At 71.1% G+C, this 23291-nt stretch carries 18 protein-coding genes and 1 pseudogene; 7 read left to right on the top strand and 12 right to left on the bottom strand.

All coding sequences use genetic code 11. From position 1 onward, the window contains the following. Positions 1 to 26: 26 nt before the first annotated feature. From murA to purD, 3 genes are all read right to left on the bottom strand, one after another. Complete coding sequence (gene murA / locus ACBI99_RS17080) at positions 27 to 1292, bottom strand: UDP-N-acetylglucosamine 1-carboxyvinyltransferase (RefSeq protein ID WP_219498957.1); 1266 nt, start codon at positions 1290 to 1292, stop codon at positions 27 to 29. 78 nt (positions 1293 to 1370) lie between these two features. Continuing rightward, positions 1371 to 2207, bottom strand: a complete 837-nt coding sequence (locus ACBI99_RS17075; protein WP_219498959.1) for a phosphoribosylaminoimidazolesuccinocarboxamide synthase — start codon at positions 2205 to 2207, stop codon at positions 1371 to 1373. After that, entirely contained in the window at positions 2204 to 3421 is a 1218-nt protein-coding gene (gene purD, locus ACBI99_RS17070) for a phosphoribosylamine--glycine ligase (RefSeq protein WP_219498961.1), read from the bottom strand. Before purD ends, ACBI99_RS17075 begins: the two co-directional genes overlap by 4 nt. A 324-nt stretch (positions 3422 to 3745) precedes the next feature. Between purD and corA the strand changes: the two genes are divergently transcribed. After that, positions 3746 to 4858 (top strand): magnesium/cobalt transporter CorA, encoded by a 1113-nt coding sequence (gene corA, locus ACBI99_RS17065; RefSeq protein WP_219498962.1) that lies wholly within the window; start codon positions 3746 to 3748, stop codon positions 4856 to 4858. On the opposite strand, the gene ACBI99_RS17060 is transcribed toward corA, so the two are convergent. Next, on the bottom strand, positions 4859 to 5764 hold the full coding sequence (locus ACBI99_RS17060) for a glycerophosphodiester phosphodiesterase family protein (RefSeq protein WP_219498964.1): 906 nt from the start codon (positions 5762 to 5764) through the stop codon (positions 4859 to 4861). It abuts the gene before it with no gap. Between the two features lie 64 nt (positions 5765 to 5828). Beyond that, positions 5829 to 6248: a GNAT family N-acetyltransferase gene (locus ACBI99_RS17055; RefSeq protein WP_219498966.1), complete on the bottom strand. Its 420-nt coding sequence runs from the start codon at positions 6246 to 6248 to the stop codon at positions 5829 to 5831. A 173-nt stretch (positions 6249 to 6421) separates the two neighbouring features. Here ACBI99_RS17055 and ACBI99_RS17050 point away from each other — a divergent pair, with 173 nt between their 5' ends. Beyond that, a complete protein-coding gene (locus ACBI99_RS17050; protein ID WP_375072672.1) occupies positions 6422 to 6991 on the top strand; it encodes a GNAT family N-acetyltransferase in 570 nt (189 codons plus the stop codon). Here ACBI99_RS17050 and ACBI99_RS17045 read toward each other — a convergent pair. From ACBI99_RS17045 to fbaA, 3 genes are all read right to left on the bottom strand, one after another. After that, positions 6972 to 8255: an adenylosuccinate synthase gene (locus ACBI99_RS17045; RefSeq protein WP_219498968.1), complete on the bottom strand. Its 1284-nt coding sequence runs from the start codon at positions 8253 to 8255 to the stop codon at positions 6972 to 6974. The two genes, ACBI99_RS17050 and ACBI99_RS17045, sit on opposite strands and share 20 nt — an antisense overlap. 98 nt (positions 8256 to 8353) lie before the next feature. Next, on the bottom strand, positions 8354 to 8764 hold the full coding sequence (locus tag ACBI99_RS17040; RefSeq protein ID WP_219498970.1) for a DUF3151 domain-containing protein: 411 nt from the start codon (positions 8762 to 8764) through the stop codon (positions 8354 to 8356). 34 nt (positions 8765 to 8798) lie between these two features. Further along, on the bottom strand, positions 8799 to 9821 hold the full coding sequence (gene fbaA, locus ACBI99_RS17035; protein ID WP_219498972.1) for a class II fructose-bisphosphate aldolase: 1023 nt from the start codon (positions 9819 to 9821) through the stop codon (positions 8799 to 8801). A 135-nt stretch (positions 9822 to 9956) separates the two neighbouring features. On the opposite strand from fbaA, the gene ACBI99_RS17030 reads away from it, so the two are divergent. Further along, on the top strand, positions 9957 to 10379 hold the full coding sequence (locus ACBI99_RS17030) for a hypothetical protein (RefSeq protein WP_219498974.1): 423 nt from the start codon (positions 9957 to 9959) through the stop codon (positions 10377 to 10379). Position 10380: 1 nt separating this feature from the next. Here ACBI99_RS17030 and pyrE read toward each other — a convergent pair whose 3' ends face one another. Further along, complete coding sequence (pyrE, locus tag ACBI99_RS17025; protein ID WP_219498976.1) at positions 10381 to 10914, bottom strand: orotate phosphoribosyltransferase; 534 nt, start codon at positions 10912 to 10914, stop codon at positions 10381 to 10383. 121 nt (positions 10915 to 11035) lie between these two features. Between pyrE and ACBI99_RS17020 the strand changes: the two genes are divergently transcribed. Next, the gene (locus ACBI99_RS17020; protein WP_375072671.1) at positions 11036 to 13384 is read left to right on the top strand and encodes a sigma factor; all 2349 of its coding nucleotides are present in this window, start codon (positions 11036 to 11038) and stop codon (positions 13382 to 13384) included. Positions 13385 to 13568: 184 nt separating this feature from the next. After that, positions 13569 to 14831 (top strand): NYN domain-containing protein, encoded by a 1263-nt coding sequence (locus ACBI99_RS17015; RefSeq protein ID WP_219499452.1) that lies wholly within the window; start codon positions 13569 to 13571, stop codon positions 14829 to 14831. Positions 14832 to 14966: 135 nt separating this feature from the next. Here the strand turns inward: ACBI99_RS17015 and ACBI99_RS17010 are convergent, their stop codons facing one another. Further along, positions 14967 to 15722 carry a TetR/AcrR family transcriptional regulator gene (locus tag ACBI99_RS17010; RefSeq protein WP_375072670.1) on the bottom strand — a complete coding sequence of 252 codons (756 nt, stop codon included), beginning with the start codon at positions 15720 to 15722 and terminating at the stop codon, positions 14967 to 14969. A gap of 102 nt (positions 15723 to 15824) precedes the next feature. On the opposite strand from ACBI99_RS17010, the gene ACBI99_RS17005 reads away from it, so the two are divergent. Together ACBI99_RS17005 and ACBI99_RS17000 are read left to right on the top strand one after the other, a co-directional pair. After that, the gene (locus ACBI99_RS17005; RefSeq protein WP_375072669.1) at positions 15825 to 17024 is read left to right on the top strand and encodes a DUF418 domain-containing protein; all 1200 of its coding nucleotides are present in this window, start codon (positions 15825 to 15827) and stop codon (positions 17022 to 17024) included. A gap of 310 nt (positions 17025 to 17334) precedes the next feature. Further along, positions 17335 to 18409: pseudogene (locus tag ACBI99_RS17000) on the top strand (serine hydrolase domain-containing protein). Between the two features lie 39 nt (positions 18410 to 18448). Here ACBI99_RS17000 and ACBI99_RS16995 read toward each other — a convergent pair. Both ACBI99_RS16995 and ACBI99_RS16990 read right to left on the bottom strand, forming a co-directional pair. Continuing rightward, positions 18449 to 19075, bottom strand: coding sequence for a two-component system response regulator (locus tag ACBI99_RS16995; RefSeq protein ID WP_219498983.1), 627 nt, complete (start codon positions 19073 to 19075; stop codon positions 18449 to 18451). Positions 19076 to 19078: 3 nt separating this feature from the next. After that, entirely contained in the window at positions 19079 to 23254 is a 4176-nt protein-coding gene (locus ACBI99_RS16990; RefSeq protein ID WP_219498985.1) for a HAMP domain-containing protein, read from the bottom strand. Positions 23255 to 23291 lie beyond the last annotated feature (37 nt).

The raw sequence follows: 23291 nt of genomic DNA, 5'->3' as shown, positions 1-23291 counted from the left end.
GCTCAACGAGGTTTTCCAGGCTCTTTTCAGTCTTCGGAAATCTCTCGTGTAATGTCCGCGCCGAGTGCCCGCATTCGCACGGCGAGATCTGCGTGGCCGCGATCGATCAGGTAACCCGAGTCGATGACGGTCTCGCCTTTGGCCGCCAGTCCGGCGAGAACCAGGGCAATACCGGAGCGCAGATCATGGGCGGTTACTCGGGCGCCGGCGAGAGGCGTGGCGCCGCGCACGATCGCCCGGCTGCCGTCGACCTCCACGTTGGCGCCCATCTTGTTCAGCTCGCCGGCCAGGGCGAAACGCCCGTCGAAGATCCGCTCGTGGATGTAGCTGGTGCCGTCGGCCAGCGCGGCCACCGTCATCATCGGCGACTGCAGGTCGGTGGCGAAGCCCGGGTAGGTGTCGGTGATGATGTTGATCGGCCGCAGCGGCCGGTCGCAGCGCACGTGCAGCACCGCGCCCTGGCGGGCGAAGTCGACGCCCATCTGCTCCAGCTTGTAGCGGACGACGCCCAGGTCGAGGCCGGTGCCGACGAGGCTGAGCTCGCCCTGCGTGATGGCCGCGGCCATCGCGAACACCCCGGCGTCGAGCCGGTCGGGCATCACCGTGTGCTCGACGGCGTGCAGCTCCTCGACGCCCTCGACGGTGATGAAGCCGGTGCCGCCGCCGCTGATCCGGGCGCCCATCTTGGTGAGCATGTCGATGACGTCGAGCACCTCGGGCTCCAGCGCCGCGTTCTCGATCACGGTGGTGCCCTTGGCCAGGGCGGCGGCCATGATCAGGTTCTCGGTGCCGGTGTGGGACGGGGTGTCGAGGTAGAGCGTGGCGCCGGTCAGGCCGGACGCCTTGACGTGGATGACGGTCTCGCCCTCGTCCACCACGGCGCCCAGCCGCTTGTAGCCCAGGTAGTGGAAGTCGAGGTTGCGGCTGCCGAGGTTGCAGCCGCCGACGCCCTCGACGATGGCCTCGCCCAGCCGGTGCAGCAGGGCGGGCGTGAACAGCACGGAGCCGCGGAAGCGCCGGGCGATCTCGGCGGGCAGCACCGGCCTGTTCAGGCGGGAGGCGTCGATCACCAGCGTGCGCTCGGACTCGTGCAGCTCGACGTAGGCGCCGACGCACTCGGCCAGCTCGACGGCGCGGCGCACGTCCTCGATGATCGGCACGTTGCGCAGGACGGTGCGGCCCTTGGCGGCCAGCAGGGCCGCGCCGATCATCGGCAGCACGGCGTTCTTCGCGCCCTGGATGAAGGCGGTTCCACGCAGTGCGTTGCCACCGCGCACGCGGTAACGGACCATTCCTGCGGCTCCTTGCAAATTATCGGTGGGGCTAGATCCGGCCAACAGTAGCCGCTATCACCACGTGACCCGGCCGAATCATCCGGTAAAGGAAGTGCCCGTAAGGCGCTCGTAGGCGTCGAGATAGCGCTGCCGGGTGCGCTCGACCACGTGGTCAGGAAGGCGCGGTGGGGGGTTTCCGGAGTTTTTGTCCCATCCGGATTCGGGCGACGTTAGCCAATCCCGGACATACTGCTTGTCGAATGACGGCTGAGAACGCCCCGGCTGCCACTCGTCGGCCGGCCAGAAGCGCGAGGAGTCGGGCGTGAGCACCTCGTCCCCCAGCGTCAGCACCCCGTCGGAGTCCCAGCCGAGCTCGATCTTCGTGTCGGCCACGATGATGCCGCGCTCGCGGGCGATCTCGGCGCCCCGCGCGTAGACGGCCAGCGTGATCCGGCGCAGCTCCTCGGCCGTCTCCGCGCCGACCTCGGCCACCACCCGCTCGAAGGCGATCGGCTCGTCGTGCTGCCCCATCGGCGCCTTCGTCGACGGCGTGAAGATCGGCTCAGGCAGCCGCGAGCCGTCCTCCAGCCCGGCCGGCAGCGCCACTCCCGACACCGTGCCGGTCTCCCGGTATTCGGCCAGCCCGCCGCCCGTCAGATAGCCCCGGGCCACGCACTCCACCTGGACCATCTCCAGCGGGCGCACCAGCACACCACGCGGCTCGGCCCCCCGCGCCACCACGTGGTTGGGCACCACGTCACGCAACTGCTCGAACCACCACAGCGACATCTGCGTGAGGATCGCCCCCTTGTCGGGGATGTCGGGCTCCAGCACGTAGTCGAACGCCGAGATCCGGTCGGAGGCCACCATCAGCAGCAGCCCGTCGTCCGTCTGGTAGAGATCGCGAACCTTGCCGGAATGCAGGTGCTTCATCGGGCGATGTCCGTCCGGTAGTGGGAGCCGCGCAGCTCGACGCGCGAGACCAGCTCGTAGGCGTTGCGCCGGGCGCTGTCCTGGTCGGGACCGGTGCCCACGACGGTCAGCACCCGCCCGCCGGCCGACACGATCCCGCCGTCGCCGTCGCTCGCCGTGCCCGCGTGGAGCACGTACGCGCCGGGCGTCGGCTCCAGCCCGCCGATCACGTCACCCTTGACCGGCGCCTCCGGGTAGCCCTCCGACGCGATCACCACCGCCACCGCCGCGCCGTCGCGGAACACCGGGTCGGGCCCCAGCTCACCGGTCGCGCACGCCATCAGCAGCCCGCCCAGCGGCGTCTCCAGCCGGTCGAGCACCACCTGCGTCTCCGGGTCGCCGAAACGCGCGTTGAACTCGATCACCTTCGGGCCCTTCGACGTCAGGGCCAGCCCCACGTACAGCACGCCCTGGAAAGGCAGCCCGCGCCGGCTCAGCTCCCCGATCGTCGGATGCACGACCTCGCGCATCACCTGGTCGGTCAGGCCCTCGGGAGCCCACGGCAGCGGCGTGTAGGCGCCCATCCCGCCGGTGTTGGGCCCGGCGTCGCCGTCGTGGGCCCGCTTGAAGTCCTGCGCCGGCTGCAGGGCCACCGCCGTGCTGCCGTCGCACAGCGCGAACAGCGACACCTCGGGCCCGTCGAGGAACTCCTCGATCACCACCCGGCCGCACGCCCGCGCGTGCTCCAGCGCCGCGTCGCGGTCGCCGGTCACCACGACGCCCTTGCCCGCCGCCAGCCCGTCGTCCTTGACCACGTACGGGGTGCCGAACTCGTCGAGCGCCGCCGCGGCCTCCTCCGGCGTCACGCACACCCGGGACCGCGCCGTCGGCACGTCGGCCGCGCGCATGATCTCCTTGGCGAACGCCTTGGAGCCCTCGATCATCGCCGCCTCCCGGGACGGCCCGAAGCACGCGATGCCCGCCTCGCGGACCGCGTCGGCCACGCCGGCCACCAGCGGCGCCTCCGGCCCGACGACGACCAGATCCACCCCCAGCCGCCCGGCCAGCCCCGCGACCTCCTGCGGGTCGAGCGGATCGACGCGGTGCAGGGTCGCGACCTCCCCGATCCCCGGGTTGCCGGGGGCACAATGAAGCTCGCCGACCTGCGGGTCGAGGCGGAGCGAACGGCACAGGGCGTGCTCACGCCCACCGGATCCAATGACTAGAACGCGCACCCGCCCATTCTCGCAGCCCACCGCCCCGAACCGGCCCCGCCCCCGGGAAGCCGCCGGAACCGGTGCGGAGCTCGTCGGCGTGTACGCGGCGCTTGACTGGCGCTCCTGTGGTAAGTTAGGGCGGCTTTCTGGCGTCCCCACGCGATTGGAGGTGGTCCGGGATGAATCCTGGTGATCCCAGCAGTACGTGCTCACCCACGTACTCCCCGAATACCCCCGACCACTCCAATCCGGCAGCCTGATCGTGCCTCCACGCATGCGTGTTGATTGAGGTGACTTTTCGTCGCGCGTGGAGCGTGCCAGGTCGGGCGGAAAGGGACTGCCATGCGCTCGTCCACGCTTTTCCGTCGCATCAACCGTCACCCTGTGCAGCCGCACGCCCCGCGTCAGCGCCCGCAGCCGGTGCGTGAAGCCTGCGTGCCCCCTGTTGACTCCATCGTCGAGTACGGCGCGTACATCGACGGCAAGAAGGCTCCCGCCACCGGCATAGCCGAGTCCGTCGAGCTGGTCCGCGCCCACAACCGCGTGGCCTCGGCCGGGCCCCGGGCGTTCGTCTGGGTCGGGCTGCACGAGCCAGCCGCGCCCGAGGTCGAGTGGCTCGCCGAGGTGTTCGGCCTGCACCCGCTGGCCGTGGAGGACGCGGTCAAGGCCCACCAGCGCCCCAAGGTCGAGCGCTACGGCGATTCGCTGTTCATGGTCCTCAAGACGATCGCGTACCTGGACCACGACGAGCTGACCGCCACGAGCGAGATCATCGGCGCGGGCGAGATCATGGTGTTCCTCGGCGTCGACTTCGTGGTGACGGTGCGTCACGGCGAGCACTGCCCGCTGGCTGAGGTGCGCGAGCGGATCGAGACCAAGCCGGAGCTGCTGGAGCGCGGCCCGGCGGGCGTGCTGCACGCGATCTCCGACCACGTGGTCGACCGCTACCTCCAGGTGGCCGACCTGATGCAGCTGGAGCTGGAGGAGGTCGAGGCGACGGTGTTCGCCGACGTGAGCTCCCGCGACATCAACCGGATCTACCAGCTCAAGCGGGAGATGCTGGAGCTCAAGCGGGCGGTGACGCCGCTCCAGGCGCCGCTGGCGGCGCTGCCCCAGCGGCGGGTGATCCCGTCGGAGATGCGCGAATACTTCCGTGACGTGGGCGACCACCTGTCGAGGGTGTGCGAGCAGGTCGACTCGTCGAACGAGCTGTGCAGCTCGATCCTCCAGGCGGCGCTGGCCCGCTCGAACGCGCTGGCCAACGAGGACATGCGCAAGATCTCGTCGTGGGTGGCGATTCTGGCGGTGCCGACGATGATCGCCGGCATCTACGGCATGAACTTCGACTTCATGCCGGAGACCAAGCAGGTGTGGGGCTATCCGGCGGTCCTCGCGGTGATGATCACCGCCTGTGTGCTGCTGCACCGCGGTTTCCGCCGCAACGGCTGGCTCTGACTAGACGCCGACGGGCTTGAGCGGCTCGACGGGGTCGGGCAGCTCCAGGCCCCGTTCGGCCCACACGGCGCGCATGCGGTCGGGATAGTCGGTGACGATCCCGGCCGCGCCGAGGTCGAGCATGCGGGCGGCGAGCGCGGCGTCGTTGACGGTCCACACGGCCACGTCGAGCCCGGCGCGCGACGCCTGCGCCATCAGCTTCTCGTCGACCATCACGTGCTCGGGGGAGAGCGTGGTCGCCCCGGCGTCGCGGGCGGCGGCGGGGATGTCGTCGCCGAGCGGGCCGTTCCAGCCGAGCGTGGCGCGTTCGACGAGCGCGAAGCGGCGCGTGTCGGGCGCGAGCTTGGCGGCGTAGCCGATGATGCGCCAGTCGAAGCTGAGAATCGCGGCGTTGCGCAGCCTGTTGTGCCGGTCGAGCTCGTCGACCACCATCTCGGTGTAGAGCTCGGGGTCGGGCGTGAGCGCGGGCCTGGTGGGGTCGGACTTGAGCTCGACGTGCACCCGTACGCTCTCGGCCGCGTAGGCGTTGACCAGGCCGAGCACGGCGCCGAGCGTGGGCATCCGGGTCTCGGGCATCGCGACCTGGGTGAGCGCGAACGGGTCGTCGGGGTGGCGCGGCAGGCGCACGCCCACGTCGAGCGTGCGCAGTTGCGCGAGCGTCAGCGCGTTGATCGGCTTGCCGACGTACGGGAAGGCGGGGTCGCCGGGCGTGACCGGGCGGGTGTCGGTGCTGGTCACGGCCGAGACCGTGAGGTCGTGCGTCAGCACGAGGCGCCGGTCGGCGGTGAGCGCCACGTCGAGCTCCAGCGCGTGGACGCCGAGCTCCATCGTGCGGCTCATGCCGGGCAGCGTGTTTTCGGGCCAGAGGCCTCTCGCACCCCGATGACCATGTATCTCAACGCGCACACCGGGGACCCTACCTGGCCCGGCGTGCCTTCACGCGCCGCCACGCCGTGCCCATTTTGTACGGTTACGGGCTTTGTTCGTAGGTCCATGAGTAGACGACCTGGTCCCATTCCGGCGAACCGCCCGCGCTTTCGTACGTGGCCTGGGCCGGTTCGTTGTCCTCGCCGGTGGCCGTCCACAGCCCGTAGCAGCCCCGCTCGCGCGCCAGCCTGCCGAGCGCCAGCACCAGCGCCCTGGCGATGCCCTGGCCGCGGTACGCCTCGTCGACGCCGAGCTCGTACAGGAACATCTCGGTGCCCTTGTCGGGGTGGGTCATCTCGACCCCGGTGACCATGCCCGCGGGGACGTCGTCCACGTAGGCGACGAGCAGGTGGTGCCTGTCGTCGGCGAGGAACCTCTCGGTGGCCTCGCGCTCGGGCGCCGCGTCGAAGAGCCGGCCGGCCGCCTCGACGGCCTCGGAGCGGGTGACGCGTCGGATGTCCATGAGGGGGAGAGTAGGCAGCTCATCCCGATGATCGCACCCGAATTTAACGCGATAAATGCAACAGTCTTGCAATAAGATGCACAACCATGACGGGGGCTCTCAAAACTACCCAAATAGACACGGTCAGGGCATGGGTCGACGGGTGGGTGATCTCCCGCGACACCCCGCCCCCCGTGCCCGAACCCTGGGGCTACCGCGTGGACGTCGGCCTGCCCGGCCACCTCGTCCGCCACGTCCTGCCCGCCCCGACACCGGCCCTCATCCAGCACCTGACCGGTACGATCACCGCCCCCGGCACCTGGCTCAAGCTCTGCGCCCCGGCCGACCTGATCGCGCCCTGGCTGCCCGCCGGCTGGGACATCGAGCCGCCCGAGTTCATGATGACCGCCGCGCTGCGCCCCGAGCCCGTCAAGGCGCCCGCCGGCTACACGACGGCCGTCACCACCCGCTCCGGCGTCACCGTCGCCCGCCTCCTCACGGCGGCGGGCGAGATGGCCGCACGCGGCCAACTGGCCGTCGCCGGCCGCACCGCCGTCGTCGACCGGGTCGAGACCGCCCCCGGCCACCGGCGGCGCGGCCTCGGCAGCGTCGTCATGCGCACGCTGACAGCCGCCGCCCACGCGGCGGGCGCCACCGGCGGCGTGCTGGTGGCCACCCCCGAGGGCCGGGCGCTCTACGAACGCCTCGGCTGGCGGCTGCACTCGCCGATGACGGCGGCCGTGCTCAGATCAGCGAGCGGATGACCAGCGTCTGGTCACGGCCCGGGCCGACGCCGATCGCCGAGATCGGCGCGCCGCTCATCTCCTCCAGCGTGCGCACGTACGCCTGGGCGTTCGGCGGCAGGTCCTCGAACGTCTTGGCGCCCGTGATGTCCTCCTGCCAGCCGGGGAACTCCTCGTAGATCGGCTTGGCGTGGTGGAAGTCCGTCTGCGTCATCGGGATCTCGTCATGCCGCGTGCCGTCCACGTCGTACGCGACGCACACCGGGATGCGCTCCAGGCCCGACAGCACGTCGAGCTTGGTGAGGAAGAAGTCCGTGACGCCGTTGATGCGGGTCGCGTACCGGGCGATGACCGCGTCGAACCAGCCGCAGCGGCGGTTGCGGCCGGTCGTGACGCCGTACTCGCCGCCCGTCTGGCGCAGCCACTCGCCCATCTCGTCCTCCAGCTCCGTGGGGAACGGGCCGGAGCCGACGCGGGTCGTGTAAGCCTTGAGGATGCCGATCACCCGCGTCAGCCGCGTCGGCGGGATGCCCGAGCCGGCGCAGGCGCCGCCCGAGGTGGGCGAGGACGACGTGACGAACGGGTAGGTGCCGTGGTCGATGTCGAGCAGCGTGCCCTGCCCGCCCTCCAGCAGCACGAACTTGCCCTCGTCCAGCGCCTTGCTCAGCACCAGCGAGGTGTCGGCGATGTGCGGCTTGAGCCGCTCGGCGTAGCCGAGGTACTCCTCCAGGACGGCCTCGGGCTCCAGGCCCCGCCGGTTGTAGAGCTTGGTCAGCACCTGGTTCTTCTCGCCCAGCGCGACCTCGATCTTCTTGGCCAGGATGCCCGGGTCGAGCAGGTCCTGGACCCGGATGCCCACGCGGTAGATCTTGTCGCCGTAGGCGGGGCCGATGCCCCGGCCGGTGGTGCCGATCTTGGCCTTGCCCAGATAGCGCTCCGTGACCTTGTCCAGCGCCTTGTGGTGCGGCATGATCAGGTGCGCGTTGGCGGAGATGAGCAGCCGCTCCGCGGAGATGCCCCGCTCGGCCAGGCCGTCGATCTCCCCCAGCAGCACGCCGGGGTCGATGACGACGCCGTTGCCGATCACCGGGACCACCTCCGGCGACAGGATGCCCGTAGGCAGCAGGTGAAGCGCGTATTTCTGGTCACCGATGACCACGGTGTGACCCGCGTTGTTGCCACCCTGGTAACGGACGACGTAGTCGACGTCGCCACCGAGCAGATCGGTGGCCTTGCCCTTGCCCTCATCGCCCCACTGGGCGCCCACGAGAACGGCAGCCGGCATTGTTCAGTCTCCCGAGCACAAAACGAAACCCCTGGCGCAAGCGCGACAGGGGCTCTTGCGTAGAGAGACTACCCGAACGTGCGCATTCGTCCCAAGAGCTAGCCCTTGGTCAGCGCGTCGTAACCCGTCTGGGTGCTGTCCCTGAGGAACTGCGCGCACCGCTCGGCCTCGTCCTTCTCGCCGATCGCCTGAGCCGCCCGCGACAGCGCGTACAGGCAGCGCAGGAACCCCCGGTTCGGCTCGTGCTCCCACGGGATCGGCCCGTGTCCCTTCCAGCCGCTGCGGCGCAACTGGTCGAGGCCCCGGTGATAGCCGGTGCGGGCGAACGCGTAAGAGGTGACGGCATGACCCTGCGCGAAGTATTCCTCTGCGAGCGCGGCCCAGGCCGCCGGGAAAGCGGGGAAGCGGGCGGCCACGTCCGAGGCCTTGGCGCCGGATTCCAGGGCCTCCCGAGCCTCGGGCAGGTCCGGCAGGTGAGTCGGGGGTGGCCCGGCGAGAAGGTTATCCATAGGACAAGTCATACCCGCCGGGCCGCGTACGTGGCTAGGAGATCTTCGTCCCACTGGACTTCAGGTGCTCGCACGCCTCGGCCACCCGGGCCGCCATGCCCGCCTCGGCCGCCTTGCCGTAGGAGCGCGGGTCGTACGCCTTCTTGTTGCCCACGTCGCCGTCGACCTTGAGCACGCCGTCGTAGTTGCGGAACATGTGGTCGGCCACCGGCCGGGTGAACGCGTACTGCGTGTCGGTGTCGACGTTCATCTTGACGACGCCGTACGAGATCGCCTCGTGAATCTCCTCCAGCAGCGAGCCGGAGCCGCCGTGGAAGACCAGGTCGAACGGCTTGTCCTTGCCGTACTTGGCGCCCACCGCGTCCTGGATCTCCTTCAGCACGCTCGGCCGCAGCTTGACGTGACCCGGCTTGTAGACGCCGTGCACGTTGCCGAACGTGGCCGCCAGCATGTAGCGGCCCTTCTCGCCCAGGCCGACGGCCTCGGCCGTGGCCAGCGCGTCACCGGCGGTCGTGTAGAGCTTCTCGTTCATCTCGCCGACGACGCCGTCCTCCTCGCCGCCGACGACGCCGATCTCCATCTCCATGATGATGTTGGCGCGGGCGCACTTGTCGAGGAGCTCCTTGGCGATCTCCAGGTTCTCCTCAAGCTCCACGGCCGAGCCGTCCCACATGTGGGACTGGAACAGCGGGTCGAGGCCCTTCGACACCCGCTCCAGCGAGATGTCGATCAGCGGCCGCATGAAGCCGTCGAGCTTGTCCTTGGGGCAGTGGTCGGTGTGCAGCGCCACCGTGACCGGATACTTGGCGGCCACCACCCTGGCGTACTCGGCCAGCGCGGTCGCGCCCGTCACCATGTCCTTGACCGTGGCCCCGGACAGGAACTCGGCGCCACCGGTGGACACCTGGACGATGCCGTCGCTCTCCGCCTCCGCGAAGCCGCGCAGCGCCGCGTTAAGGGTCTGGGACGAGGTCACGTTGATCGCCGGATAGGCGAACCCGCCGGCCTTGGCACGGTCGAGCATCTCGGCGTAGACCTCTGGAGTCGCGATAGGCATGAGTCATCTCCCTGAGAAGTAACGGCTTCGCGCAGCCAGTATCCCGGTCTGTTACCCGCCGTGGTAGAGACAACGCCCGCGCGATCTTTCGCGACCATCCGGAACGGAGCGTTACCACCGGGTACTCTCCCCACTGTGGGACGCCACAGGTCGGATCCGATGGGCCTCGCCCGCATGGCACTCGCCGTGCTGGCCGTCATCGCCGTGGTGGCGCTGCTGGTCATCGGCGTACGGGCACTGCTCAGCTCGCTCGACACCACGGCGCCGCCCGGCCGCGCCCACACCTCGGGCACGCCGTCGAGCGGCGGCCGGGTGCCCACCGTGCGCATCGAATGCCTGGCCGACACCTGCCCGATGGTCACCGTCCGGGTTCCCGGCGGCGACGTGCTCCAGCACCGCGACATGACCCGCGGCGAGGAGGTCAGCTACTACGAGCCGGAGCTCGACGTGGTGCTGACCGACGCCGGCACCGTACGGGTCACCGAGAACGGCAGCACCAGGCCCCGCGGCGACGCGGGCGAGCAGGAGGAGTTCACCGTCACCGGCCCCGGCGAGTGAGTCAGAGCCCCAGGTCGGCGAGCGTGAAGGCGGTGCGGTAGTCGAGGCCCTCCTCGGCCATCCGCGCGGCGGCGCCCCGGTCGACGATCGTCGCCACGGCCACCACCTCGGCGCCCGCCTCGCGCAGCGCCTCCACGGCGGTCAGCGGCGACGAGCCCGTCGTCGAGGTGTCCTCCACCGCCAGCACCCGGCGGCCCTTGACCTCCGGGCCCTCGATCCGACGCTGCATGCCGTGGGCCTTCTGCGCCTTGCGCACCACGAACGCGTCGAGCGAGCGCCCCTGCGCCGCCGCCGCGTGCAGCATGGCGGTCGCCACCGGGTCGGCGCCCAGCGTCAGCCCGCCCACGGCGTCGAACTCCAGGTCGGCCGTCAGCTCCAGCATCACCCTGCCGACCAGCGGCGCGGCGACCCCGTCGAGCGTGATGCGGCGCAGGTCGAGGTAGAAGTCGGCCTCCCGCCCGGAGGAGAGCACCACCCGGCCGTGCACGACGGCCTTCTTCTTGATCTCGGCCAGCAGGCTGTCGCGGTCACTCATGTCCCCAGCTTAGGACCACCGCTCCGGGGGCCTGACGCAGGCAAAGACACGCGATCGGTTTAACCACGGGGGTGGGTGCGGAATGACTCCCAGGGCAACGGTTCGTAACCGTGAGGTCACTATGAGTGCCGAAACATCCCAGAGCGACGCAGAACTCATCCAAGCCGTCCGAGGAGGCGACGCCACCGCATACGGACGGCTCTACGAACGCCACGTCGCCGCCGCCCGCGTCCTGGCCCGCCGGCTGGTGCCCGACGACGAGGCCGAGGACGTGGTGGCCGAGGCGTTCACCCGCGTTCTCGACGTGATGGGCCGAGGCGACGGCCCCGAGGCCGCCTTCCGCACCCACCTCCTCACCGTCGTCCGGCGCACTGCCGACCACCGCACCCGCCTGTCCACCGGCCCCGAGACGGCGGACGACGAGCCCGTGCGCGCCCCGGCCGCCGTCGCCTACCAGTCGCTGCCCGAGCGCTGGCGGGCCGTCCTGTGGCACGTCGAGGTCGAGGGCGCCCGGCCTGCCGAGGTCGCGCCGCTGCTCGGGCTGTCGGCCAACGGCGCGGCCGCGCTCGCCTACCGCGCCCGCGAGGGACTGCGCCAGGCCTACCTGCAGACCCGGCTCACCGCCTCGCCGCCCCTGGAGTGCCGCCCGGTGCTCGGAAAGCTCGGCGCGTACGTCAAGGGCGGGCTGACCAGGCGCGAGTCCAAGCCCGTCGACGAGCACGTACGCGGCTGCGACGCCTGCCGGACCGTCCTGGCCGAGCTGACCGACGTGCGCCGCGCCCTGCGCACCGTCGTCGCACCGCTCCTGCTCGGCCCCGCCGCCGGCGGCTACGTCGCCGCCATGTCCTCGCCCGTCAGGCTCCGCGTCCGCCGCACCCTCGCCTGGGTCCGCGCCCTGCCCGGCCGCCAGCACGTCGTGGTCGCCACCGGGGCGCTCACCGTCATGGCCGTCGCCGCCGCCTTCGCCCTCGTCTCCGCCGACCGGCCCGAGACCGCGCCGGTCTCCCAGCCGCTGCCCATCGAGCCGTCGCACGCCGAGCCGCCGTCGTCCCGGCCGCGTCCCGCCCCGCCGTCGCGCGTCCCGGCCCCGCCGTCGCGTGTCCCCGCCCGCGAATCCGCCGGCCCGCCTGCCGGAACCCCCGCCAAGGCCCGCCTGACGGCCACGATCAGCGCCATGGGCGCCCTGGTCCGCGACCGCCCCGGCATCGTCGCCATGCGCCTGCGCAACACCGGCAAGAAGGCGACCGCCCCGGTCTACGCCGCCATCGACCTCCCGCCGGGCGTCACCCCCGTGCCCCCGGGCACCCGCCCGTCCGGCGTCACCTCCTCGGCCCGTACGTCCCCCGCCACGCACGGCCGGGCCGCCCCGGTCGGCGCGGTCGACGGCTGGTCCTGCCGCCTGGCCGGGCAAGGCGTCAGGTGCGCCCGGCGGCCGCTCGGTGCGGGCGAGGCCACGGCGGTGTTCCTGCGTGTCCAGGTCGCCGCCTCCGCCCCGGGCGGCGAGGGGCCGATTCTCAGGGTCGAGGCAGGCCCCCTCCGCGCGCGGGCCGAGTCGGCGGCGGGCGTGCGCGCCTCCGGCGCCCCCGCCAGGTTCGCGGCGGACGGCAAGGTCGCCGTACGGGCCACGGGCAACTCGTTCGTCGACTGCCCGGACGGCCACGACGACTGCGCGATGGCCCGGCGACGCCACGGCGACCAGCGCGACAACGACCTGTGGCCGATGCGCCCGCAGGACCAGGACGACGAGCCTGACACGCCCGTCTCCAGCGCGGCCCGGCTCGCCCTGCCCAAGGGCGCCCGCGCCGTCTGGGCGGGCCTCTACTGGTCGGCGGGCGCCCCGGAGGCCGGCGAACCCCAGGAGGTCGCGCCCGTCAGGCTCAGGGCCCCGGGCCGCAAGCGTTACGTGGAGATCCGGCCGACCCACGTCGACTGGGCGGAGCTGCCGTCCGGCCCCGCCTACCAGGCGTTCGCCGAGGTCACCAGCCTGGTCAACGCCGTCAACAGGTCCGGCACGTGGTGGGCCGCCGCCGGGCCCGCGGACCTGCCCGGGCATGCCGGCTGGAGCCTGGTGGTCGTCGTCTCCGCCCCGGACGTCCCGTACAGCAGGGCCGTCGTCCTCGACGGCGCCACCGTGGTCGGCGGCGAGCACGATCTCGTACGGATGCCGCTCGGCGGGCTGGGACGCGGGGCGGCCGACGCCAGGGCGCAGGTCGTCGTCTGGGAGGGCGACGCCGATCTGAAGGGGGACAAGGTGTCGCTCGGCACGGGTCCGCTCACGCCGTCGGGCGGCGACCGCGACCGGGACAACGTCTTCGACGGCTCGTCCGGCGGTGCCGGCGGGATGACGTTCGGGGTCGACGTGGACACGATCACCGGGCGGCTCGGATCGCGGCCGTGGGTGTCGATCGCCTCGGAGCGGGACGCGGTGATGTTCGGGGTCGCGGCCGTGAGCGTGCGCGCAGAGCCGTGACCAATAACGGGACAAAATGGTACCGTGCGGCTTGTTGGTCAGGCATAACGTCGGCGGCGGGGCGAATCGTCGGGATTAACCCTCGCGCGATCACTTGCTTTCATTACCCTGGGACAGGGCCGCCGAGTCCGGCTCTCACGGTGCGGAGCCAGCAAGTCGGACCACCAGGAAAGGGGCCGTGTCAGTGGATCGCTGCGCGCTGTTCGTGGACGCCGGCTATCTGCTGGCTGACGGGGCGATGGCCGTGCATGGGACTCGCCATCGCGAAGCCGTCTCCTGGGACTATCCGGGGCTGTTGCAGCTCATGTCGAGCCTGTCGCGCGAACGCACCGGCCTGCCGCTGCTGCGCTGCTACTGGTACGAGGCGACGGTCGAGGGCCGGCACACCCCCGAGCACGACGCGCTCGCCGACATCCCCGGCCTCAAGCTCAGGCTGTCGCGCATCCGGCCCGGCCGCCGCGAGGGCGTCGACGCCCAGGTGCACCGCGACCTGATGACGCTGGCCCGCAACAACGCCATCTGCGACGCGGTCGTGGTCAGCGGCGACGAGGACCTGACCCAGGTCGTGTGCGACGCCCAGGACCTCGGCATCCGCGTCACCGTCGTCAACATCGCCGCCGAGGCCAGCTCCGCGAGCTGGGCCGTCTCGCGCACGCTCCGGCAGGAGAGCGACGACCTCATCGAGCTCGGCGGCGCCCACCTGCGCCCGTACGTCACGCTCGTCACCGGCGCGACCGAGGCGTCCAACGGCCACCACCACCAGCCGCTCGGCAACGGCCAGGGCGCCCATTCGCTCCCGGCCGCCGCGCTCCCGCCGTCGCTGCCGTCGGCCCCCACCAGCACCGGCAGCCACGCCGTCCCGCAGCCCGGCCCGAGCACCCCGCCGCCCGCCCAGCCGTCACCCCAGCCGTCCTCGGGGTCGTCGCCGGGCCGCGCCCAGCCGCCGCCCGCGCTGCCCACCTACACCTTCCAGGCCGACCCGGCCCCGGCCCCGGCGTCTTCGCCCCCACCGTCGCCGTCACCCGCCCCGGCCACGGGCCCCGTCCCCCAGCAGCAACAGCAACCGCAGCAGCAGTCGCCGACGACCGGCCAGTTCTCCTCGCCGTCCAGCGCCGGCGCCTACCCGTCGCAGCTCGGCACCTCCTACACCGGCCCCCAGGCCGCCCCGGTGTCACCGCCATCGGCTGCCACGGCCGGAGCCACGACGCTCGCCGACGCGGTCAAGTCCGCCCACCGCGAGGGCCACGACTTCGGCGAGTCGGTCGCCCGCGACGCCCCGGCCCTCTGGCTCGAAGCCGTCCTCGCCCGCAAACCGCGCATGCCCTCCGACCTGGAAGCCCGTCTGCTGCAGGGCTCGTCGCTGCCCATCGACTTCCTCCTGCACGACGAGGTCCGCCACGCCCTGCGCCGAGGCTTCTGGGACGCCCTCGAACGCGCCCGCCACTAAAAGGTGTTGCAGAAGTGCGTGTATGAGCAGGTCAGCGCGTTCTGCGGCAGCGGTGCTCATGCCGTGAGGGCGAGGTTGTGATAGCACGACCCGAGCGCCGGTCTCCTTGGCGTGGGATCAACCGGATCCGGCTTGTCAGGGACTGGAGCGTTCGATCCGTACGGCGACGCCGTCGAGGATCAGCTCCAGCCCGAGCGAGAAGTCCGCGTCGGCGATCGCCGCGTCGAGGGTGTCCGACGTCGGCTCGAACAGCCCCGAGGAGAACAGCCGGGCCGTCTCGGGGAAGCGCTCGGGATCGACCAGCCGGACCAGCGCGCGGCCGTAGTCGCGCTCGGCGTCGGCCTGCCCCTGACCTTCGGCCCTGCCTTCGGCGAGCTCGCTGTGCTGCCGTACCGACTGGACCACGTAGCCGTTGATCAGCGTCAGGATGCCGACCTTGTGCGCCCAGTCAAGGCCGGTGCGCGCCATGATCGCGAACGCGGCTTCCATCCAGGCGATGTGGTTCGGGCCGGAGGGCGGCCCCGAGGCGGGCACGCGCGTCAGCCACGGCCGGCGCCGGAACACCGCGCGCTGCGCGTTGGCCCAGTCACGCAGCCCTTCGCGCCAGCCGTCGGTGTCCAGGTCCGGGGGCGTGCCCATGGCGGCGTCGGCCATGAGCGTGAGCAACTCGTCCTTGGATCCGACATGCCGGTAGAGCGACATCCCCGTGAAGCCGAGGCTCTTCGCGACCTTGGGAATCGTCACGCCGCCGATCCCGTCACGGTCGGCGATCTCCACCGCCGCGGCGACGACCCGGTCGACGTCGAGGGCCGCGGGCCGCCCGAGACGCGAGGACTCCGGCATCCGCCACAGTCGGCGCAGCGCCGCCGGAACGGAGTCCTCGCTGGTCATGGCTCCCTCTTTCGCCCCGGAGAGTGGGGGCTCATTATGCCAGCCTCCTTTTAGTTTATGTGTGATACTTTCTCTCTTAAACTAAACGGGAGAGGGTCGGACATGAGCATTGACGCCGCCTCGCAGACATCGAGAGGGCCGGTCCGGCGCGCCGAACGTGCCCTCGCGCCGGACCTCGCCCGGGGCGCGATGCTGCTGATCATCGCGCTGGCCAACGCCGCCGGAGTCGTCTTCGCCACTCAGCCCGGCCTCGACGCCACGCCGGAAGGCATCGAGCGCGGCCTCAACGTCCTGCTCTTCGAACTCGTCCACGCCCGTGGATACCCGGTTTTCGCAGTGATGTTCGGCTACGGACTCGTACAGCTCGCCCGCCGTCAGGAAGCCTCCGGCGCCACACCGAAGCAGGTCCGCTCGGTGCTGTTACGCCGTAACCTCTGGCTCGTCGTCTTCGGGTTCGCGCACGCCGCCTTGCTGTACTACGGCGACTTCCTCGGCGCGTACGGCATCGTCGGGATCGTGATGACCTTGGCTCTGCTGCGCCGCGGCGGCAAGTTCCACCGGATTGTGCTGGTGATCTGGACGGGGGCGGCTGTCCAGGTCGTGGTCATGGGCGCCGTCGTGGTGGGCGGCCTCATCGGGGGTCCAGGCGGGTCGGCCCCGCTGCCGACGACACCCGTCGGCTCTCTCGCCGCGCCCGGATACCTGGAGTCCATGCTGGACCGTCTCGGCGAGTGGCCGACGCACACCCTGACCGTCCTGCCGTTCGTCCTCCTCGCCTGGCTCGGCATGTGGGCCGCCCGCCGCAACATCCTCGAAGAGCCGGCCCACCACAGGACCCTGCTCAGGTGGACCGCCGTCCTCGGACTCGGCGTCGCCATCGCCGGAGGTCTCCCGGCCGCCCTCCTCAGTGCCGGGTGGCTGCACGTCAACGAGTCGGCCGCCGGTCTGATGCTGAGCCTCCACGGCGCCGGCGGCCTGTTCGCCGGCCCCGGTTACGTGGCGGTCTTCGGCCTGATCGCCATGCGGGTCAGCCGTCCCGGCCCCGTCGTCGGCGCCCTTTCGGCCCTGGGCCGGCGTTCCCTGTCCGGATATCTCTTCCAGTCGGTGGCCTGGCTCGTCCTCCTGGCGCCCTTCACGCTCGCACTCGGCGACCGTTTCGGCAGTCCCACGGTGACCGGTCTGATCATCGCGGTGGCCGTCTGGCTCGCCACCGTTCTGATCGCCGGGCTGCTCGACAAGCGAGAGCAGGCCGGTCCCGCCGAGATCGTCCTGCGCCGCCTGATCTACGGGCCCCGGGCTTGAGACGTCACGGTTGGTGCATGGGGCGAGGTGACTCAACGAACGCGGAGTGGGAACGACTCGAGCAGCTTTGATCAACGCGCCCACGGCCGGGGGACGGCCCACCGGCTTCGACGCCGAACGATACAAAGCGCGCAACGTCGTCGAACGGGCGATCAACCGGCTGAAGAGCTTCCGGGCGGTGGCCACTACAGCTCCTAGCCCGCAGGAGTGAGGCCGGGATTCACCCCATGAACACCCGTCGATCCGCCCGGCCCGCCTGTCTCACGCTGGCCGCGGCCTGCCGGTCGTCCGGCCCGACCCGCCCCAGCGGGTGCCCCCGATCGCCGAGGGCGAGCTGAAGGCGACGATCGCCGGGCTCCCCGCGGCCGACGCCACCGCCGCCATCGTCAGGATCGGCGGCCCGGCCGGCACCTGGCAGGGCCACAACGGCACGGCCGACCTGCGCACTGGCAAGCCTGCCGACCCCGCAGCGCGCGTCCGGGTGGGCAGCGTGACCAAGGTCTTCACCACCGCGGTCGTCCTCCAGCTCGCCGCCGAAGGGCGGCTCGACCTCGCCGACCGCGTCCAGGACCAGCTCCCCGGCCTGCTGCCCGCCCACTACCCCGGACATCACGCTCGCCCAGCTGCTCAACCACACGAGCGGCCTCCCCAGCCCCGAGCTGCCCGCCGACTTCGACTGGACCTACCGCACCCGGTTCAAACAGTGGACACCCCACGCGTGCGTACGGGAGGCCGTACGCAAGCCGATGGAGTTCGCCCCCGGCACCCGCCAGCACTACGTGAACGTCAACACGCTCATCGCCGCGCTGGTCATCGAGCGGGTCACCGGCGACGACTACGAGCACGAGGTCGCCCGGCGCATCCTCCGGCCGCACGGCCTGCGCGACACCTACCACCCCCGCACCGCCACCCGCATCCGGGGCAGGCACCACCGCGGCTACCAGGCCGTCGACGGCCGCATGGTGGCCGTCACCGTCTGGTCGCAGACCAGCACGTGGGCCTCAGGCGACCTCATCTCGACCGCGGCCGACCTGGAGCGCTTCACCGAGGCGCTGTTCGCCGGCCGGGTCGTCCCGCAGCCGTACCTGGAGCTCATGTTCACCGTGCCGCCCGCCCTCGCCCACGACGGGGACGACGACTGCCGCAACGACGCCCCCGCGACGCACACCACCGGGATGAGCCGGCTGGAACTCCCCGGCGGCCTCGTGGCCTACGGCAAGACCGGCGCCCGCTACGGCTACGCCGCCGGGATCGGCGGCACCCGCGACCGGGCCAGGACCCTCGTCTACTCGGTCACCTCCACCGACGCCAAGAGCAGCGGCCAGAACCAGCGCGCGATGCGCATCGCCCTGGCCGCCTTCGCCTCCGTGAAGAGCGCGTCCTGAGGCGGACGCCTCCCGGGGGGCGCCCTCCGTGCGCGCCTCCTAGGAGAGCGCGTCGAAGCCGGCGCGCAGGTGGAGGACGCGCTCGGCGAGGTCGCTCAGCGGCCCCGCCAGCGTGGGGTCCTGGGCCTTGCGGGCCAGCTCCCGCACCCGAGCCAGCTCGTCCTCGACGGCCGTCAGGCGGCGGGAGAGCTCCGGCAGGACGCTCCCGTCGGGGGTGTCCGGCGGCAGCTCGCCGGCCAGCCGCTCACGCAGCATCGACGCCTGCTCGGCCAGCCGCTTGTGCATGTTGTACAGCTCGGCGAACACCGACACCTTGGCCCGCAGCACCCACGGGTCGAACGGCTTGGTCAGATAGTCGACCGCGCCCGCCGCATAGCTGCGGAAGGCGTAATCGGGCGCGCTGTCGACCACCGTCAGGAAGATGATCGGGATGTTACGGGTGCGCTCCCGCCGCTTGATGTGCGCGGCGGTCTCGAACCCGTCCATGCCGGGCATCCGCACGTCGAGCAGGATGAGCGCGAACTCGGTGTTGAGCAGCGCCTTGAGCGCCTCCTCACCCGACCTGGCGCGTACCGGCACCAGGTCGAGCGAGCTGAGGATGGCCTCGAGCGCGATGAGGTTCTCCTCGCGGTCGTCGACCAGCAGGATCTTGGCCCGATCCGCCATGGATCACGACCCTTCCGGGGAGGAGGATTCGGGTGCGGCGGCGCGGCCGCGGCTCAGCCAGCCGCGCAGCCGTTCGAGCAGGCGGTCGACGTCGACCGGCTTGGGCACGTAGTCGGAGGCGCCGGAGGCGATGCTCTTCTCCCGGTCGCCGCGCATGACCTTGGCCGTGAGCGCGATGATCGGCAGGTCGGCGAACTGCGGCATGCGCCGGATGGCCGAGGTGGTGGCCCACCCGTCCATTTCCGGCATCATGATGTCCATCAGCACGAGTGCGACGTCCTCGTTCCGTTCGAGCTGCTCGATCCCCTCACGACCGTTTTCAGCGTAGACGACCGTGGAGCCGTGCCGTTCGAGCACGCTGGTCAGCGCGAACACGTTGCGGATGTCGTCGTCGACGATGAGGATCTTGGCGCCGTTCAACGGGTCCTCGCCCTGCCACTGGCTGGTCTCGACCGGGGCCTCCACCAGCTCGGGCAGCGGCAGGTCGAGCGGCAGCGGCGGCTCCGGCGAGGTCGACTCGGGCTCCTCGATCGAGGCGGTCATGAGCTGCCTGCGCGGCGCGCCGCCGTCGGTCGCGGCCAGCGGGCCCGTGTAGGAGGCCGGCAGGTAGAGGGTGAACGTGCTGCCCTTGCCCAGCTCGCTGTCGACGTGGATCTCGCCGCCCAGCAGGCGGGCGATGTCGCGGCAGATGGCCAGGCCCAGGCCGGTGCCGCCGTACTTGCGGCTGGTGGTGCCGTCGGCCTGCCGGAACGCCTCGAAGATGACCTCGCGCTTGTCGGGCGCGATGCCGATGCCGGTGTCGATCACCTGGAAGGCGAGCAGGTCGGGCGCGGCGTGCAGGGTCTCGTCGTCGAAGTCGACGTCGGTCGGCGCGGGCGCCACCCGCAGCTTGACCTCGCCCTTCGGGGTGAACTTGACCGCGTTGGACAGCAGGTTGCGCAGCACCTGCTGCAGGCGCTGCTCGTCGGCGCGCAGCTCCTGCGGCACGTCCGGGTCGACGTCGACGGCGAACGCCAGCCCCTTGTCGGCCGCCAGCGGCGCGAACGCGGCCTCCAGCAGGTCGACCATCTTCGGCAGCGACACCTGTATCGGGTGGATGTCCATCCGGCCCGCCTCGACCTTGGACAGGTCGAGCATGTCGTTGATGAGCTGGAGCAGCGCCGACCCGGCGCCGTGGATCGTCCGGGCGAACTCGACCTGCTGCGACGTCAGGTTGCCCTCGGCGTTCTCCGTCAGCAGCTTGGCCAGCACGAGCAGGCTGTTGAGCGGCGTGCGCAGCTCGTGCGACATGTTGGCGAGGAACTCGTTCTTGTAGCGCGAGGACACCGCGAGCTGCTCGGCGCGCTCCTCCAGGGTGCGGCGGGCCTGCTCGATCTGGAAGTTCTGGATCTCGATGGCGCGGTTCTGCTTGGCCAGCAGCGCCGCCTTGTCCTCCAGCTCGGCGTTGGACCGGCGCAGCTCCTCCTGCTGGCGCTGCAGCTCGTCGGAGCGTTCCTGCAGCTCGCGCGTCAGCCGCTGGGACTCGGTCAGCAGGTCCTCGGTGCGCGAGTTGGCGATGATCGTGTTCATCGTGACGCCGATCGTCTCCACGAGCTGCGTCAGGAAGTCGAGGTGCACCTCGCCGAACGGCGTGAACGAGGCCAGCTCCAGCACACCGAGCACGCGGCTCTCGAACAGGACCGGCAGCACCACGATCTGCGCCGGCGTCGACTGGCTGAGCCCGCTGTCGATCGTGATGAACTTCGGCGGCACGTCGTCGAGGATGATGTGGCGCCCTTCGGCGGCGGCCTGCCCGACGATGCCCTCGCCGAACGCGAACCGCTGACGCGGACCCCGATCCGGCCGCACCCCGTAGCCGCCGATCAGCAGCAGCTCGTGCTCGCCCTCGGGATCGACGCCGTAGAAGGCGCCGTAGCGGGCCGACACCAGCGGCGTCAGCTCGCTCATCGTCAGCTTGGCCACCTCGAACAGGTCACGGTGGCCCTGCATGAGCCGGGAGATGCGGGCCAGGTTGGACTTGAGCCAGTCCTGCTCCTGGTTGGCCTGGGTGGTCTCGCGGAGGTTGGCCACCATCGAGTTGATGTTGTCCTTCAGCTCCGCCAGCTCGCCCTGCGCCTCGACGGCGATCGACCGGGTCAGGTCGCCGCGCGCCACGGCGCTGGTGACGGTGGCGATGGCGCGCACCTGCGTGGTGAGGTTGCCCGCCAGCTCGTTGACGCTCTCCGTGAGCCGCTTCCAGGTGCCCTCGACGCCCTCGACCCGGGCCTGGCCGCCGAGCTGCCCCTCCGAGCCCACCTCGCGGGCCACGCGGGTGACCTCGGAGGCGAACGACGAGAGCTGGTCGACCATCCGGTTGATGGTGGTCTTCAGGGCCAGGATCTCGCCCTGGGCGTCGACGTCGATCTTGCGGGTGAGGTCGCCGTTGGCGACCGCGGTGGTGACCTCGGCGATGTTACGCACCTGCGAGGTCAGGTTGTTGGCCATGAAGTTGACGTTGTCGGTGAGGTCCTTCCACACGCCCGACACGCCGCCCACCCGTGCCTGGCCGCCGAGCTGCCCCTGGGTGCCGACCTCGCGGGCCACCCGGGTCACCTCGTCGGCGAACGACGAGAGCTGGTCGACCATCGTGTTGAGGGTGTCCTTGAGCTGCAGGATCTCGCCCTGCGCATCGACGGTGATCTTCTTCGACAGGTTGCCCTGCGCCACCGCCGACGACACCGCCGCGATCTGCCGCACCTGAGAGGTCAGGTTGTTGGCCATCGAGTTGACGTTGTCGGTGAGGTCCTTCCACACGCCCGACACGCCGCGCACCTGCGCCTGGCCGCCGAGCTGGCCCTCCGTGCCGACCTCGCGCGCCACGCGGGTGACCTCGGAGGCGAACGAGGACAGCTGGTCGACCATCGTGTTCATGGTCGACTTGAGCTCCAGGATCTCGCCCTGGGCGTCGACGTCGATCTTGCGGGTGAGGTCGCCGTTGGCCACGGCCGTCGTCACCTGGGCGATGTTACGCACCTGGTAGGTGAGGTTGTTGGCCATCGAGTTGACGTTGTCGGTGAGGTCCTTCCAGACACCCGACACGCCCTTCACCTCGGCGCGCCCGCCCAGCTTGCCCTCGGTGCCCACCTCGCGGGCCACCCGGGTCACCTCGTCGGCGAACGACGAGAGCTGGTCGACCATCGTGTTGAGGGTGTCCTTGAGCTGCAGGATCTCACCCTGCGCGTCAACGGTGATCTTCTTCGACAGGTTGCCCTGAGCCACCGCCGTCGCCACGGTCGCGATGCTGCGCACCTGGTAGGTGAGGTTGTTGGCCATCGAGTTGACGTTCTCCGTCAGGTCCTTCCAGACCCCGGACACGCCCGTCACCTGCGCCTGACCGCCGAGCTGCCCCTCGGTGCCCACCTCGCGGGCCACCCGGGTCACCTCCTCGGCGAAGCCCGAAAGCTGGTCGACCATCGTGTTGACGGTGTTCTTCAACTCGAACATCTCGCCCACGGCGTCGACCGTGACCTTGCGGCTCAGGTCGCCCTTGGCCACCGCCGTCGTCACCACCGCGATGTCACGCACCTGCGCGGCCACGCGGGACGACATCGTGTTGACCGCCTCGGTGAGGTCACGCCAGCTCCCGGACATGCCGCGCAGATTGGCGCTGCCGCCCAGCCGGCCCTCGGTGCCGGCCTCCCGCGCGACCCTCGTCACCTCGGAGTTGAACAACGCAAGCTGGTCGACCATCCCGTTGATCGCCTTGCCCAGGCGGCGCACCTCGCCCCGGGCCGACCGGTCCAGATCGATCCGGCGCGACAGGTCACCCTTGGCCACCGCGTCGATGACGTCGGCCGCCCCGCTCACCGGGCTCACCAGCGCGTCGATCAGCATGTTGACCGACTCCACGCTCTCCGCCCAGGCCCCCACGCCCGGCCCGGGCGTCAGCCGCTCGCCGAACCGGCCCTCCTTGACAACTTCCTTGCGCACCCGGACCAGCTCGTTGGCGAGGTGCTCGCGACGGTCCGCGACCTCGTTGAGCAGCAACCGCACCTCGCTGAGGATCCCCGGGGGCGCGTACGGGACCCGCCGCCGGAAGTCGCCGTCACGCCAGGAGAACAACGTCTCCAGGATCGGCACGAGATCCGACTCGGTATAGGTCCTCTCCTCAGGACTTGGCGCGGCCTTGGCCGTTGTCATGGGGCCTCCTTCACCCACCGGTGACTCCGGCGAGTGA

Origin of the sequence: Nonomuraea sp. ATR24 (assembly GCF_041950485.1) — a bacterium.
Lineage (GTDB): Bacteria > Actinomycetota > Actinomycetes > Streptosporangiales > Streptosporangiaceae > Nonomuraea > Nonomuraea ceibae.
The sequence above is the reverse complement of the archived record's forward strand: the minus strand, read 5'-3'. Positions and strand labels throughout refer to the sequence as shown.

What these genes read in the sequence shown, in the direction of transcription:
- corA (WP_219498962.1), top strand. Translation starts at nt 3,746, where the DNA reads ATGCGCTCGTCCACGCTTTTCCGTCGCATCAACCGTCACCCTGTGCAG.
- ACBI99_RS17045 (WP_219498968.1), bottom strand. Translation starts at nt 8,255, where the DNA reads ATGCCGGCTGCCGTTCTCGTGGGCGCCCAGTGGGGCGATGAGGGCAAG.
- ACBI99_RS17075 (WP_219498959.1), bottom strand. Translation starts at nt 2,207, where the DNA reads ATGAAGCACCTGCATTCCGGCAAGGTTCGCGATCTCTACCAGACGGAC.
- ACBI99_RS17020 (WP_375072671.1), top strand. Translation starts at nt 11,036, where the DNA reads ATGAGTGCCGAAACATCCCAGAGCGACGCAGAACTCATCCAAGCCGTC.
- ACBI99_RS17005 (WP_375072669.1), top strand. Translation starts at nt 15,825, where the DNA reads ATGAGCATTGACGCCGCCTCGCAGACATCGAGAGGGCCGGTCCGGCGC.
- ACBI99_RS16995 (WP_219498983.1), bottom strand. Translation starts at nt 19,075, where the DNA reads ATGGCGGATCGGGCCAAGATCCTGCTGGTCGACGACCGCGAGGAGAAC.
- fbaA (WP_219498972.1), bottom strand. Translation starts at nt 9,821, where the DNA reads ATGCCTATCGCGACTCCAGAGGTCTACGCCGAGATGCTCGACCGTGCC.
- ACBI99_RS17040 (WP_219498970.1), bottom strand. Translation starts at nt 8,764, where the DNA reads ATGGATAACCTTCTCGCCGGGCCACCCCCGACTCACCTGCCGGACCTG.
- ACBI99_RS17055 (WP_219498966.1), bottom strand. Translation starts at nt 6,248, where the DNA reads ATGGACATCCGACGCGTCACCCGCTCCGAGGCCGTCGAGGCGGCCGGC.
- pyrE (WP_219498976.1), bottom strand. Translation starts at nt 10,914, where the DNA reads ATGAGTGACCGCGACAGCCTGCTGGCCGAGATCAAGAAGAAGGCCGTC.
- murA (WP_219498957.1), bottom strand. Translation starts at nt 1,292, where the DNA reads ATGGTCCGTTACCGCGTGCGCGGTGGCAACGCACTGCGTGGAACCGCC.
- ACBI99_RS16990 (WP_219498985.1), bottom strand. Translation starts at nt 23,254, where the DNA reads ATGACAACGGCCAAGGCCGCGCCAAGTCCTGAGGAGAGGACCTATACC.
- ACBI99_RS17010 (WP_375072670.1), bottom strand. Translation starts at nt 15,722, where the DNA reads ATGACCAGCGAGGACTCCGTTCCGGCGGCGCTGCGCCGACTGTGGCGG.